This is a genomic window from Ruegeria sp. N4, assembly GCF_056531425.1.
The window spans coordinates 305,780-318,719 of sequence record NZ_JBQFLT010000002.1; the positions used below are offsets into that span (position 1 = coordinate 305,780).

Consider the following 12,940-nt stretch of genomic DNA (forward strand, 5'->3'; position numbering starts at 1 on the left):
GAGCGGCGCTTTTTCTTAGCTTGTATCACGCAATCCCGTTGTGGCTTTTTGCATCGCAAGGATCAAGGCGTCCCGCTTGGCGGACAACTCCGCCGGGCTTTGGCCTTTCGCGGCCTCGCCGACGCCCGCGATCAGGTGTTGGGCGACGGTTTCGTCCAGATGGATCTGGCCCAGATCGTCCCACCAGCCATTGAACGTGTCTGAGAAATGATCGCAAAACGCGCGCAGACCGCCCTCGCCCGCGCCGAGGTTGAACAGCATGGTTGGTCCCATCGCCGCCCATCGCAGCCCCGGCCCGGCCCAAACGGCCTTATCCACATCCTCGACCGAGGCGACCCCGTCCATCACAAGGCTGATCGCTTCGCGCCAGATCGCTGCCTGCAGGCGATTGGCCACATGGCCCGGTCGTTCCTTGTTCACCCGGATTGTGACCTTGCCGACAGCTTCATAGAACCGCTCGGCCCCGTCCACGGCGCTGGCTTCGGTTCTGTCATTGCCCATCACCTCGACCAGCGGGATCAGATGCGGGGGGTTGAACGGGTGGCCCAGCACAAAACGGGCGGGATTGCCCCAGCCGCCCTGCATCTGGCCCAGCGTCAGGCCCGAGGCTGAACTGGCCACGATGGCGTTCGGGTTCAGCACCGGTTCGATCTCGGCAAAGGTTGCGTGCTTGATGTTGATACGCTCGGGCACGTTCTCCTGCACGAAGCCCGCGCCTTCAACTGCGGCGGCGGCGCTTGGGTGAAACCGGATCGCATCCGGGTTGCCGTTTTTGGTCAGGCCCAGCTCGGTAAGGGTGGGCCAGGCCATCTCGATGTACCCGCGCACGGATGTCTCGACCGTCGGGGCCGGGTCAAACAGCGCTACCGAACGCCCCGAGGCCAGAAACAGCGCGGCCCAACTGGCACCGATGACGCCGCCACCCAGACAGGCAGTGTGTTGAAATTCCATCAGAACAATCCCGGATTGAGGGGTGAGGCAGCCGTCATGCCGCCATCCACTGTGAACATTTGACCGGTTGCGAAAGCAGCCTCATCTGAGGCCAGCCAAACAGCCATAGCTGCTATATCAGCAGGTTGCCCAAAGCGGTTGACAGGATGCCTAGCAATGGCATCGGCGCGAGCAGCTTCGGAATCCGATGCCAGATCGAACCCGGCGTCCAACATGCCCGTGTTGATCCAGCCCGGGCAAATCGCATTACACCGGATGTCAGGCCCATGATCCACAGCAATCGACCGCGTCAGTCCATGCACAAACGCTTTCGAGGCGTTATAAAGGGCCATCGAAGGATCAGCGTGGCGACCTGAAATCGATCCGATATTGATGATCGACCCGCCCTTTGTCATCACCGGGATATACGCACGGCACATGTTGAACACACCTCGGCAATTGGTGCCAATCACAGCCTCCCAATCAGAGTCGGTGCTTTCAGTTACGGTCTTTTCAACCTGAATCCCGGCGTTATTGACAAGAATATCTGTTCCATCCGTTACAAACGCCATATCCGCAACGGCCTCCGGATCGGTCACATCCAGTTCGTACCAAATGACGTTGTCATCCAGCCCGCTTGGACGTTCTCCTCTGCCACAGGTCGTGACCGCAGCTCCTTCGGCTTGAAATGCCTCGACAATTCCGCGTCCGATGCCCTGCCGACCCCCGGTGACAAATGCGCGTTTCCCAGCCAACCGCATCAGTGCGCCACCATCACATGTCTGACGGCGGTATAGGCGTCCAGCGCAAAGACACTCATATCGCAGCCTGTGCCCGAGGATTTCATTGCGGCCCACGGCATCTCGGGCGTCGCGACGCCGTGGGTGTTTACCCAAGTGAACCCATAGCGCAGCTTCGCACTCATCCGCATCGCTCGGCCCGTATTGTTGGTCCAGACCGACGAGGCCAGCCCAAACGGGCCGGTATTGGCGACCTTCAGGGCCTCTTCTTCGGTACTGAACCGCGAGATGGTCACGACCGGGCCGAAGATTTCGGTACAAAACACCTCGGCATCATGCGGAACGTTGGCCAAAACGGTTGGTTCGTAGAAGAAACCCGGACCGTCAATCATGTTGCCGCCCGTCACAACCTCACAGGTGCCACGGGCGCGGTCTACGAAGCCAGCCACAGTGTTGCGTTGCGCGGCTGAGATGATCGGGCCCATCTCGGTCCCTTCGGCCTTTTGCGCGCCGACCTTGACCTGTCCGACCTGATCGACCACGGCAGCGACCACCTTGTCATAGACCTCATCCGCGACCAGCAACCGGCAGGGCTGTGCGCAATCCTGCCCGGCGTTGAAGAACGAACCATAGCGCACCGTTTCGGCCACCGCATCGATATCGGCATCCTCGAACACGATGACCGGGGCTTTGCCGCCCAGTTCCAGATGCACATGGCGGATCTTGCGCGACGCGGCTTTCATCGCCTCGTACCCGGTTGCGGTTGAGCCGGTGATCGAGATCGCCTCGGTCCGTGGATCATTGATCATCCGATCGCCGATTTCGCGGCCTGATCCGTGCAGTACGTTCACCACGCCTTTGGGCGCAACATCGGCAATCAACTGCGCTGCGCGCAGGGTCGAAAGCGGTGTCAATTGCGAGGGTTTCAGGGTCACAGGACACCCCGCCGCCAAAGGCGCAGCGAGTTTCCACGAGGCCATCATCAGCGGATAGTTCCATGGCGCGATTGCTGCGACCGGACCTACCGGGTCCTTGCGGATCATACTGGTATGGCCCGCCACATATTCGCCCGCCGTCACGCCGGTCATGGTGCGCGCGGCCCCGGCGAAGAACCTGAACGTGTCCAAGGTCAGCGGCATTTCATCGTCTAAGGCCGAGGGCCACGGTTTGCCTGCGTCTAGGCTTTCCAACTCGGCCAGTTCTTCGGCGTGATCCTGTAGCACAGTCGCTATATTGGTCAGCAATTCCGACCGTTCCGCCGGGCTGGTCTGACCGTAAGTGTCGAACGCTTCATGCGCGGCAGCGGCGGCTGCATCTGCCTGCTCGGGCGTGGCGGCGTTGATGGCACAAATCTCTTCGCCGGTTGCCGGGTTCAGAACCGGGATCGCAGCGCCCTGCCCTTCGACCAGTTCGCCGTTGATCAGCATTTTAGTCTGCATTGTAACCTCTCCTCAGAACGCCACCTGATCGCCGCCCTTCAGGCCCAGTCGCGAACGCGCCTCAGCCGGGGTAGCGACCGAAAGGCCGAGATTTTCTATGATGCTGCGGATTTTGTTGACCTGCTGCGCGCTGGACACTGCCTTTTCGCCGGGGCCGATATAAAGGCTGTCCTCCATCCCGACCCTTACATTGCCGCCCAGCAAAGCGCTTTGCGTGGTGAAGGGTATCTGGTGCCGTCCGGCGGCCAGAACCGACCATTCATAGTCATCCCCGAACAGCTTGTTGGCGATGGTGTGCATATGCATCAGGTTGTCCAGATCAGCACCGACGCCGCCCAGAATGCCAAACACCATCTGCACAAAGATCGGCCCGTCGATCCAGCCCTGATCCCGGATCCAGGCCAGGTTGTAGAGGTGGCCCAGATCGTAGCATTCGAACTCGAACCGTGTGCCGTGGCCCTGCCCCAGCACTTTCAGGCAGTATTCGATATCTGCGAAGGTGTTGCGAAAGATGAAATCGCGGGTCATGTCCAGAAACTCGGGCTCCCACGCGTGTTTCCAGTTCGAGTATTTGTCTTTCATCGGGAAGATGCCGAAATTCATCGAGCCGATATTCATGCTGGCCATCTCGGGCGAGGCGCGGGTGGCGGCGCGCAGACGTTCCTCGCGCGTCATGCCCAGGCCGCCGCCGGTCGAGATGTTCATCACCGCGTCCGTGGCCTGTTTGATGCGGGGCAGAAACTCCATGAACAGATCGGGGTTCGGGTCGGGCTTGCCGGTGTCGGGGTCACGCGCATGCAGGTGGATGATCGAGGCTCCGGCCTCAGCCGCTTCGATACTGGCCGTTGCAATCTGGGTCGGGGTGATCGGCAGGTGTTCCGACATGGTGGGCGTGTGGATGCCACCGGTCGGGGCGCAGGTGATGATGACGGATTTCTGCTTTGCCATGGATTACAACCTCATCTGCTGCACTTGCGCGGACAGACCGCCATCCAAAACCCATAGCTGCCCCGAGGCATAGCGTGCCTCATCACTGGCCAGCCAGTTCACCAGATTGGCGATGTCTTCGGGGGTGCCATAGGTGCGCATCGGGTGCACATCGCGCACCGCCTGTTGCAACTGGTCGATGGTCTTGCCACCGCCGCCCGAGCCGTCACCGGTGAAGAAACTCTGCAACATCGGCGTGTCGATATAGCCGGGGCAGATCGCGTTTACGCGGATGCCTTCGGGGCCGTGATCGCAGGCCATGGCGCGGGTCAGGGCGTGCACCGCGCCCTTGGTGGCGCAATAGGCGGCGAGGCCGGGATCGGCGATGAACCCGTCATAGGAGCCGAAATTGATGATCGAGGCGCTGGTCCCGGATCTGGCCGCCGCCCGCAGCAACGGCAGAGCGTGTTTTGAGGTCAGGAACGTGCCGGTGCAATTGACCGCGAAGGATTGGTTCCACTCTTCCAGCGTGGTGTCTTCGATGGTCTTTTCGATCTCGATCCCGGCAGCGTTGACCAGAATGTCCAGCTTTCCGCATTCGGCCTGAACCTGCGCCATTGCGGCCTTTACGGCATCTTCATCGGCCACGTTCATTGGCACGAACCGGCTGCCGTCATCGTCATGGGCGTCCAGCGATCCCTGCGCCGTCAGATCAGCGGCATAGACCGTGGCCCCTTCGCGCAGGAACCGCGCGACAATGGCGCGCCCGATGCCGCCGCGCCCGCCTGTGACAAGTGCGACCTTACTGTCAAGTTTCATCCATCTTGCCCTTTTTTAGCGGAGGAAAGCGGTAGCGGTCGGCGGCCACCGTCCAATCCATGTGATTGCGTACATATTGCTGGCTGGCATCCGAGGGCGGGTTGTAATCCCAGTGCTCACCGGCCCCGGCCTCCATCGCGGCATGCAGCGCGCGGCGGGACTTTTGCGTCGCGATCACGTCAGCCCGCAATTGCGCGCTATCCCATCGCGCGGCAACCTCGGCGGCGAAGGCCTGAGCCTGCGCCTGATAGGCCGGGTCGGCCGCAAGGTTGGTCTTTTCCAACGGGTCTTTCGCCAGATCATACAGCTGCGGCGGATCGGGGTCGCAATGAATGTATTTCAAAGGCCCCCGTCGGATCATGAAGACCGGAGAGGGCGTCATCTCGGCGCAGTATTCGCCAATGGCCTCGTCCACCGGATCGGCCTCGCCCCGCGCCAAAGGCATCAGGCTGCGGCCATCGACCGGTTCGCCAAACATGGTGTCATCTCCACCGGCGATCTCGACCAATGTGGGTAGCATATCGACCAGCGAGCAGGCATTGGCCGCAACCCCCTGTGCCACGCCGGGGCCTGCCATGATCAGCGGCACTCGCGCCGAGGGTTCAAAGAAGTTCATCTTGTACCACAGCCCGCGTTCGCCCAGCATATCGCCGTGATCCGCGGTCACGATGATGATCGTGTTGTCGAGCTCACCCATGTCCTCCAGCGTTTTGACCATCTCGCCGATCTTGCTGTCAAAATAGCTGACATTGGCCAGATAGGCGCGGCGGGCGCGGCGGATTTCTTCCTCGGTCAGGGGGACATAGCTGGCCTCGATCCCGTCCATAACCCGGCGCGAGAACGGGTCCTGTTCCTCGGGCGACAGCACGAAGTCAGGCATGTCGATCTGATCGTCGGAATAGAGGTCCCAGAATTCGGGCTTGGCGACGTAAGGGTCATGCGGATGGATGAAGCTGGCCACCATGGCAAAGGGCGCATCATCGCCGGCCGCGCGATCCCGGCCCCGGTCGATCAGCCAACGGCGGGCGGCAAAGCCAACCTCATCATCATAGTCGGTCTGAAAGGTTGCGACGGCGAAGCCGCTTTCCTTGACCGTCTGCATGTTGTGATACCATTTGTCGATCCGCTCATCCGGCGCTTCCCAATCGGGCGTCCATGCGAAATCCGAGGGGTAGATATCTGTGGTCACGCGATCCTCGAACCCATGTTTCTGGTCCGGTCCGACAAAGTGCATCTTGCCCGACAGACAGGTGCGATAGCCCAGCGATTTCAGGTAATGCGCAAAGGTCGGCACTGTCGCCTTGAACTCGGATGCGTTGTCATAGGCGGCGATCCGGCTGATCAACTGCCCCGACATGAACGCAAAGCGCGAAGGCGCGCAAAGCGGCGAGTTGCAATAGGCCGCATCAAACCGCATACCCCGTGCCGCAAGTGCGTCCATATGCGGAGTTTTTGCAATCTTGTGACCGTAGGCACCACAGTAATGCGGTGCCAGCTGGTCTGCCATGATGATCACGATGTTTGGCTGATTTGGCACGATGCCCCTCCCGTAAAAGCCGCTGATCCCTTGTGTCAGGCGGGGGTTGGGGGCGGTTCGTATCGCATCGGCTTAGCGCCCGGTCGGGTTGAAGACGGAATACCTGTCATCGGGCCGCCGCTTTGTACGCATCCAGAACCAGACCGTGGAAATGATGCACGGCATGTTCCGATTGCCCCGAGCCATTGGCGTCATCCACGATACGGCCCTGCGTGAAAGCGGGCGTATTCATCCCACGCTGAACGCTTTCGACAAGGTTGATATCCTCGACCTGCAGAACCTCATCCAGATAGCGGATGGTGTCGAGTTCCGCCTCGTTCGGCGTCGTCTCTTCGAGGAAAAAGTCATAGGTTTCCAGCGTGCGATTCGGTCCGGCGGGGATGACGTTCATGATGATCATCGACGACCGCCCCGGATAGCGCATGATGCAGGTGTTGGGCCACAGCCACCAAACCGCGTGCGTTCTAACCGTCGCATTCGAGACATCATAGGCACTGTTGGCCGTATTCCCCGCATCCGCCATATGACTGGAATAAATGCCATGGGTGGTCACCTTGTAGGTATCCATATCCACCAAATCGCAAAAGTCCTTATGCGCAGTCGGGCAGTGATAGCATTCAAGGAAATTATCGACCACGTTCTTCCAGTTCGACTTGATGTCATAGGTCAGACGGTGCGCGAAGGTCAGATCTTCGATATCCGGGGCCCAGTGCTTGATCTCGGTCGCCAGATCGCCGGTTGTTTCGGCCAGAGACTGCGCTGTCGGGTCCAGATTCACATAGACAAAACCGCAGAACTCTTCGACCTGAACCTGATCCAGGCAGATGTCCTTTGGGTTGAAGTCCTGCAATTGCTCGGTATGCGGTGCGCGTACCAGATTGCCGTCCAGCTTGTAGACCCAGGCGTGATATGGGCACATGATGCGCGTGGTGTTGCCATCGCCTGAAAGCAGCTCATGCGCGCGGTGTTTGCAGACATTGTAAAACGCGCGCAGCACGCCGTCCTTGTCGCGCACGACGGCGATGGGCTTGCCCGCGACCTCGACGGTCGTATACGCGCCCGGTTTCCTGACCTTTTCGACATGGCACACCCATTGCCACGTCTTCGCAATGATCGCTTCCAGATCGGCATTGTGCCAAATCTGCTCGACATAGGCTTCCTTGCGCAATGACAGCGAGCGGGACGGGCTTTGATCATAGCCTCTGCCGATTTCCGCAAACTCTTTGGCCGATGGCAATTCAGTCATGGTGATCCTCATCCAAAGCGCACGCAGGCGCGCGTGCAATTCCGCTGGGTAGAGTGATTTAGCCGAGAAAAATCGACCGGTACTTTACATGGTTCGCCAACATTTGGCCTTAACTGGACGCGTCGTGTTTACGATGCATGGGCCAGGCGCGGAATTCGAAGGGGATACGGCCTTCGATTCTGTCCCGCATCGGGGGCAGACTAAACCGGTCCTTATAGGCGCGGCTGAAATGGACCTGACTGGAAAAACCGCAGGCGAACGCGATCTCGGACATGGCAAGGGTTGTTTGTGTCACCAGCCCACGGGCCCGGTCCAGCCGAATGTCACGATAATACAGCACCGGCGTTTTCTTCAGATGCTGGGCAAAAAGGCGGTTGAGCTGCCGCTGCGAAATTTGCGCCGCCTTGCAAATCTCGCCAATAGTCAGCGGCTCTTCCAGGTTGTCTTCCATTGCCCGGATGGCGTTGCGCACGGTATCGGGGATCTTGGCCCCCAATGGTTCCATGAATTGCGGGTTCTGCGGGGTGCCGCGTTCGCGCAGGCTGGGGTGAAACACATATCGCGCGGCAGCGTTTGCCAGCGCGTTGCCATGTATGCCCTGCAGTATTTGCAACGCGAAATCGAACGAGGCGGATCCGCCGCAACAGGTGATGCGGTCGCCATCGAATTCGAACAGCGCCTCGGTGCAATCGACATCCGGATAAAGCTCGCGAAAGGCGTCGATATGTTCGTAGTGCACGGTCGCCCGGCGATGGCGCAAAAGCCCGGCCTCGGCCATGATGAATGCACCTGTATCAATCCCGCCGAGTGTCGCCTGCTGCCGGGCGGCGCGGCGCAGGGCGGCCTGAATTTGGTCCGAGCCATGCTCCTCCGGGGTCCAGCTTGAAGAGACGATCAGAAAATCCACCGGCTGGGCAGAGGCGGTTTTCAGGCTTTGAGTCTCGATGCTGATGCCGTTGCTGGCCACGCATGGACCGCCGGTTTCCGACACAAGTTCCCAGCTGTAATGGGCCGCGCCCTCCAGATAATTCGCAGCCCGAAACGGATCGATGAACCCCATGGTCGCAGCCATATTGAAGCTGGGGGTCACGATGACCCGAATTCGAATCTGATCGGATGGCTGTGACATTCAGATGGCCAATTTCGCGAAAATAACGGCGATAAAGCGTAAAACACATCCGCCATTCCCGCAAGTTTTGGCGAAATTGGTTACTTGCTCAGATCCTTTGTGGTCTGACGGTAAACCAAACGCACCGGGGTTTGGGTCAGCGCCGCTGGTACGTCATCGTCCTGAAGCCAACGCAAGATTGTGTCCGCCACCTGTTTCCCAAAATCACCAACCCCGCACTGCACCGTCGACAAGGCGGGCCAGCATTCCGAGGCTTCCTGAATGTCGTCAAAGCCGATGATCTGAAAAGTTGCACCAATCGCGACCCTCGCCTCGTGGCAGGCGTTGATCATGCCAAACGCGACCAGATCGTTGAAACACAAGGCGGCGTCGCAATCCGGGTGATCCCTGAACAGGTCCGCCGCCGCCGCGTGACCAAAAGCGCGGGTGGATTTTCCTGTTACGACAACCGGTTGCAGCCCATTCTCCTGCACGATCTCAAGATAGCCCGAGATCCGTTCCTGCGTGACTTGCCTGCCTTCCAGCCCGCCAACAAAGGCAATCTTGCGCGCGCCGGTCTCCAGCAAATGACGGGTCGCAACCCGTCCACCGGCGCGGTAATCGGGTGCGATGAATGGGTATTTGCCGTTATCGCCTTCCACCTGACGCAGAACTTGCATCATCGGGATGCCGGCACGCTCAACCGCCTCAAGCGTTTTCGAGACATCCCCGTAAGCAGGCGACAGGATCAGGGCCGAGACCCCGTGTTCCAACATGGCCGTGACCACCTGATCCTGAATCGCGGGGTCTTCATTGGTGTTTGCGACCACCACCGCATAGCCGCGCGACCCCAATGCCATTTGCAGCGAGGTGGCGAATTCGGTGAAAAACGGGTTGGTCAGGTCGTTGATCACCAACCCGATCAGGGCGTTCCCGGTTGACCTCAGATTGGCTGCGGATCGGTTATATACATAACCGATCTCTTTCATCGCTGCGTGAACCAGCGTTCGGGTTTCCTCTTTGACCTGCGCGCTGCCCTGCAACACAAGACTGACCGTGGATTTCGACACCCCCGCCTTGTTGGCGACATCTATGATCGTCGGTCTGCGCATTCAGTCTATTGGTCTACCCCGTGCATGCTCAGCAATGTTGTCATCCGCGCTGTAGCCCGATCCGGGTCCGAGAGCAAACCCGCCTGATCCGCAAGCCGGAACACTTCGGCGTAATGACAGATGTCGCGGCTGGATTGGAACCCGCCGGGCATGATGAAATGGGACTGCGCGCCGTTCAGCCAGGCCAGATAGGCGATCCCGGCCTTGTAGAACCGCGTCGGCGCGCGAAAGATCTCGCGACTGAGCGGCACGGTTGGCGCAAATAGCGCGTGGTAGCGATCCATATCGTTCTGCGCCAGCGCCTCAAGCGCCTGAGAGGCCGCCGGAGCGATCGCCGCAAAGATGCCCAGCAAGGCGTGAGAATAGTGGTCTCCGTCCCCAGCAATCAGATCGGCATAGTTGAAATCATCCCCGGTATAGAGGCGCACGCCGTCCGGCAGGCGCCTGCGAAACGTCTCTTCATGCGCCTGATCGAGCAGTGAGATTTTGATGCCGTCGACCTTGGATGGGTTCTCAGCGATCAAAGACAGCACAAACTCGCTGGCCTGATCCACATCCGTGCTGCCCCAATAGCCGGTCAGGGCCGGGTCGAACATATCGCCCAGCCAATGCAGGATCACCGGTTTCGCCGCCCCGTCGATCAGCGCGCGATAGACGTCGTGATAGGTGTCCGGCCCAGCATTGATGGCCGGAAAGGCGCGCGAGGCCATCAGGATCAGTTGACCACCGGCGGCCTCGATCGCCTCGGCTTGATGTTCATAAGCGGACAGGATTTCCCCGGCCGTATTTAGCGCGCCCATGGGCACATGATCCGTCCCGGCCCCGCAGGCAACGCGTGGCGACAGGGGGTGCGCTTTGGCGGCCACCATCGTGCGCTGGATCAGTTCCAGCGCGGTCTCCCAATCCACGCCCATGCCGCGTTGGGCGGTGTCCATCGCCTCGGCCAGCCCAAGGCCCTGATCCCACAGACCCTGTCGGAAGTTCAGGGTCGCGTCCCAGTCTACCGCCGGTCGACCATCCCACGGGTTTCGCTCGGCCAGCGGGTCCGAGACCACATGTGCGGCCGCGAATGCGGTGCGCGTCAACGGTACCTGCGGCGCGCGGGGGATCAAGGGCGTTCCGGTCAGAGCATAAGGTTCCAACTGGCCGTCGCGGTTTGGCAATATCAATGTCATTTTCTCAGACCTCCAGATCCAGAACTAGAATGCCGTCGATTCCACCCACGGCGTTTGCGACCAGTTGCGCCCCGCACGCCTTGTGATCCTCGTTCGCCTGATAGGTCGCCAAAGCGTCCCAATCGTCGAAATCGATCACAAACCCATGCATATAGCCGCGTTCGATCTGTTCCGGGCTTTGGCTGCGGCCCCCGGTGAAGCCTTTGGCACCAGGCAGAGCTTCGGCCACCTTGGCCAGTCCATTGTAGATTTGGGCGACCGTCTCTTCGGTCACATCCGGGCGGAATTTCGTCAGAACGATATGACGGATCATTGCGTAAATCCTTGATCTTGCTTGATCATGTCGGCGGCTTTCTCGCCGATCATGATCGTGGGCGCGTTGGTGTTCGAAGAATTGACCGTTGGCATGATCGATGCGTCGGCCACGCGCAGACCCTCGATCCCGTTGAAGCGCAGGCGCGGGTCCAGAACAGCCTCGGCATCATTGCCCATGCGGCAGGTGCCCGCGCAGTGGTGCGAGGTTTTGGAATGCACGCAGATAAAGTCGAAATACTCCTGCTCGGTCTTTACAGTCGGACCGGGCAGACGTTCCGCCAGAACATATGGCTTCAACGCATCCTGCGCGAGGATGTTCTGCGCCAGTTTCAGACCCCGGATCGACATCTCTCGGTCATAGGGATCGGCCAGATAGTTCGGGTCGATTAGCGGCATTGCCGTCGGATCGGCGCTTTGCAACCGCACCGTCCCCCGAGATCGGGGCCGCAGGAAACAGGCGTTCAGGGTGACGCCGCCATTGGGCATCGCTTCGACCCCGGCCTCGATCCCCGTACCCAGCCCCAGATGCATCTGAATGTCGGGTGAACGCGCATCGGGGTCGGCGTACCAGAAGCCGCCGGTTTCAAACAGGCTGGAGGCCACCGGCCCCTTGCGGGTGAACAGATATTGCAGCCCGGCCCAGGCCGACAGGTGCAGCTTGGCGAAGCGGTCATAAGTGTGCGGGCCGGTGACCTCGCAAATCGAATAGAGATCGAGGTGGTCCTGCAGATTCTCCCCAACCTGTGGCTGGTCATAGACCGGCTTGATCCCGAGGCTTTCCAGATGATCCGCCGGTCCGATCCCGGACAGTTGCAGCAGCCGGGGTGAGCCGATGGCGCCGGAGGACAAAATCACCTCGCGCGCGGCAGTGATCTTTTCGCCGCTCATCATCTCGATACCGGTCGCACGACCCTTATCGACCGTGATCCGACGGACCTGGGCACCCATACGCACAGTCAGGTTCGGACGGTTCCGATTGGGTGCCAGAAACGCCATCGCTGCCGAGGACCGTCGTGCATTGCGTTGGGTCAGCTGGTAATACCCGGCCCCGTCCTGTTTCGCGCCATTCACATCCCGCGTTTCGGGAATACCAACCTGCCCGGCGGCCTTGATATAGGCGTCGCAGATCGGCAAAGGCGCGGCGGGCATCGACACGCCTAGCGGGCCGCCTTTGCCGTGGAACTCATTGTCGTAGCTGTCGTTATCCTCGGACTTCTTGAAATAGGGCAGGACATCGTCATAACCCCAGCCCTCGCACCCCATCTGACGCCAGTCGTCATAGTCCTGCGCAGCACCACGTGTGTAGATCTGGGCATTGATTGCCGACCCGCCGCCGATCACCTTGGCCTGGGTGTAGTTGAACACCTTGTTCTGCATGTGCTTCTGCGGCACCGTCGACCAGCCCCAGCTGCCAATACCTTTGGTCATCTTGGCAAAGCCCGCAGGCAGGTGGAAAAACGGATGGCGATCCGAAGACCCGGCCTCAAGCAGCAATACCTTGGCCGCAGGTTCCTCGGACAGGCGCGCCGCAATGACCGAACCTGCCGAGCCGCCGCCGATCACGATGAAATCATATCCTTCAGACATCTTGT

At 60.1% G+C, this 12,940-nt stretch carries 12 protein-coding genes; all 12 read right to left on the reverse strand.

What is annotated here, in order from left to right:
• Nucleotides 1-15 precede the first annotated feature (15 nt).
• The 12 genes from ACR0LW_RS06260 to ACR0LW_RS06315 all read right to left on the reverse strand — a co-directional run bounded on the left by ACR0LW_RS06260 (nt 16) and on the right by ACR0LW_RS06315 (nt 12,935).
• A complete protein-coding gene (locus ACR0LW_RS06260; protein ID WP_170630517.1) occupies nt 16-951 on the reverse strand; it encodes a 3-hydroxyacyl-CoA dehydrogenase NAD-binding domain-containing protein in 936 nt (311 codons plus the stop codon).
• Nucleotides 951-1,691 (reverse strand): SDR family oxidoreductase, encoded by a 741-nt coding sequence (locus ACR0LW_RS06265; RefSeq protein WP_170630516.1) that lies wholly within the window; start codon nt 1,689-1,691, stop codon nt 951-953. Before ACR0LW_RS06265 ends, ACR0LW_RS06260 begins: the two co-directional genes overlap by 1 nt.
• Nucleotides 1,691-3,109 (reverse strand): aminobutyraldehyde dehydrogenase, encoded by a 1,419-nt coding sequence (locus tag ACR0LW_RS06270; protein ID WP_480881945.1) that lies wholly within the window; start codon nt 3,107-3,109, stop codon nt 1,691-1,693. The genes ACR0LW_RS06265 and ACR0LW_RS06270 overlap by 1 nt, the downstream gene beginning before the upstream one ends.
• Nucleotides 3,110-3,121: 12 nt before the next feature.
• Nucleotides 3,122-4,057 (reverse strand): 3,5-dioxohexanoate:acetyl-CoA acetone transferase, encoded by a 936-nt coding sequence (kce, locus tag ACR0LW_RS06275; RefSeq protein WP_480881946.1) that lies wholly within the window; start codon nt 4,055-4,057, stop codon nt 3,122-3,124.
• A 3-nt stretch (nt 4,058-4,060) separates the two neighbouring features.
• The gene (locus ACR0LW_RS06280; protein ID WP_170630514.1) at nt 4,061-4,855 is read right to left on the reverse strand and encodes an SDR family oxidoreductase; all 795 of its coding nucleotides are present in this window, start codon (nt 4,853-4,855) and stop codon (nt 4,061-4,063) included.
• Nucleotides 4,845-6,392 (reverse strand): choline-sulfatase, encoded by a 1,548-nt coding sequence (gene betC, locus ACR0LW_RS06285; RefSeq protein WP_480881947.1) that lies wholly within the window; start codon nt 6,390-6,392, stop codon nt 4,845-4,847. Before betC ends, ACR0LW_RS06280 begins: the two co-directional genes overlap by 11 nt.
• Nucleotides 6,393-6,498: 106 nt before the next feature.
• Nucleotides 6,499-7,638: an aromatic ring-hydroxylating oxygenase subunit alpha gene (locus ACR0LW_RS06290; RefSeq protein ID WP_480584043.1), complete on the reverse strand. Its 1,140-nt coding sequence runs from the start codon at nt 7,636-7,638 to the stop codon at nt 6,499-6,501.
• Nucleotides 7,639-7,747: 109 nt separating this feature from the next.
• Nucleotides 7,748-8,767: a GlxA family transcriptional regulator gene (locus tag ACR0LW_RS06295; RefSeq protein WP_480881948.1), complete on the reverse strand. Its 1,020-nt coding sequence runs from the start codon at nt 8,765-8,767 to the stop codon at nt 7,748-7,750.
• Nucleotides 8,768-8,847: 80 nt separating this feature from the next.
• Entirely contained in the window at nt 8,848-9,858 is a 1,011-nt protein-coding gene (locus tag ACR0LW_RS06300) for a LacI family DNA-binding transcriptional regulator (RefSeq protein ID WP_480584037.1), read from the reverse strand.
• A 5-nt stretch (nt 9,859-9,863) separates the two neighbouring features.
• Nucleotides 9,864-11,033, reverse strand: coding sequence for a dihydrodipicolinate synthase family protein (locus ACR0LW_RS06305; protein WP_480881949.1), 1,170 nt, complete (start codon nt 11,031-11,033; stop codon nt 9,864-9,866).
• 4 nt (nt 11,034-11,037) lie between these two features.
• Nucleotides 11,038-11,346 (reverse strand): Dabb family protein, encoded by a 309-nt coding sequence (locus ACR0LW_RS06310; RefSeq protein WP_170622621.1) that lies wholly within the window; start codon nt 11,344-11,346, stop codon nt 11,038-11,040.
• The gene (locus tag ACR0LW_RS06315) at nt 11,343-12,935 is read right to left on the reverse strand and encodes a GMC family oxidoreductase (protein ID WP_480881950.1); all 1,593 of its coding nucleotides are present in this window, start codon (nt 12,933-12,935) and stop codon (nt 11,343-11,345) included. The genes ACR0LW_RS06310 and ACR0LW_RS06315 overlap by 4 nt, the downstream gene beginning before the upstream one ends.
• Between the last annotated feature and the right edge of the window lie 5 nt (nt 12,936-12,940).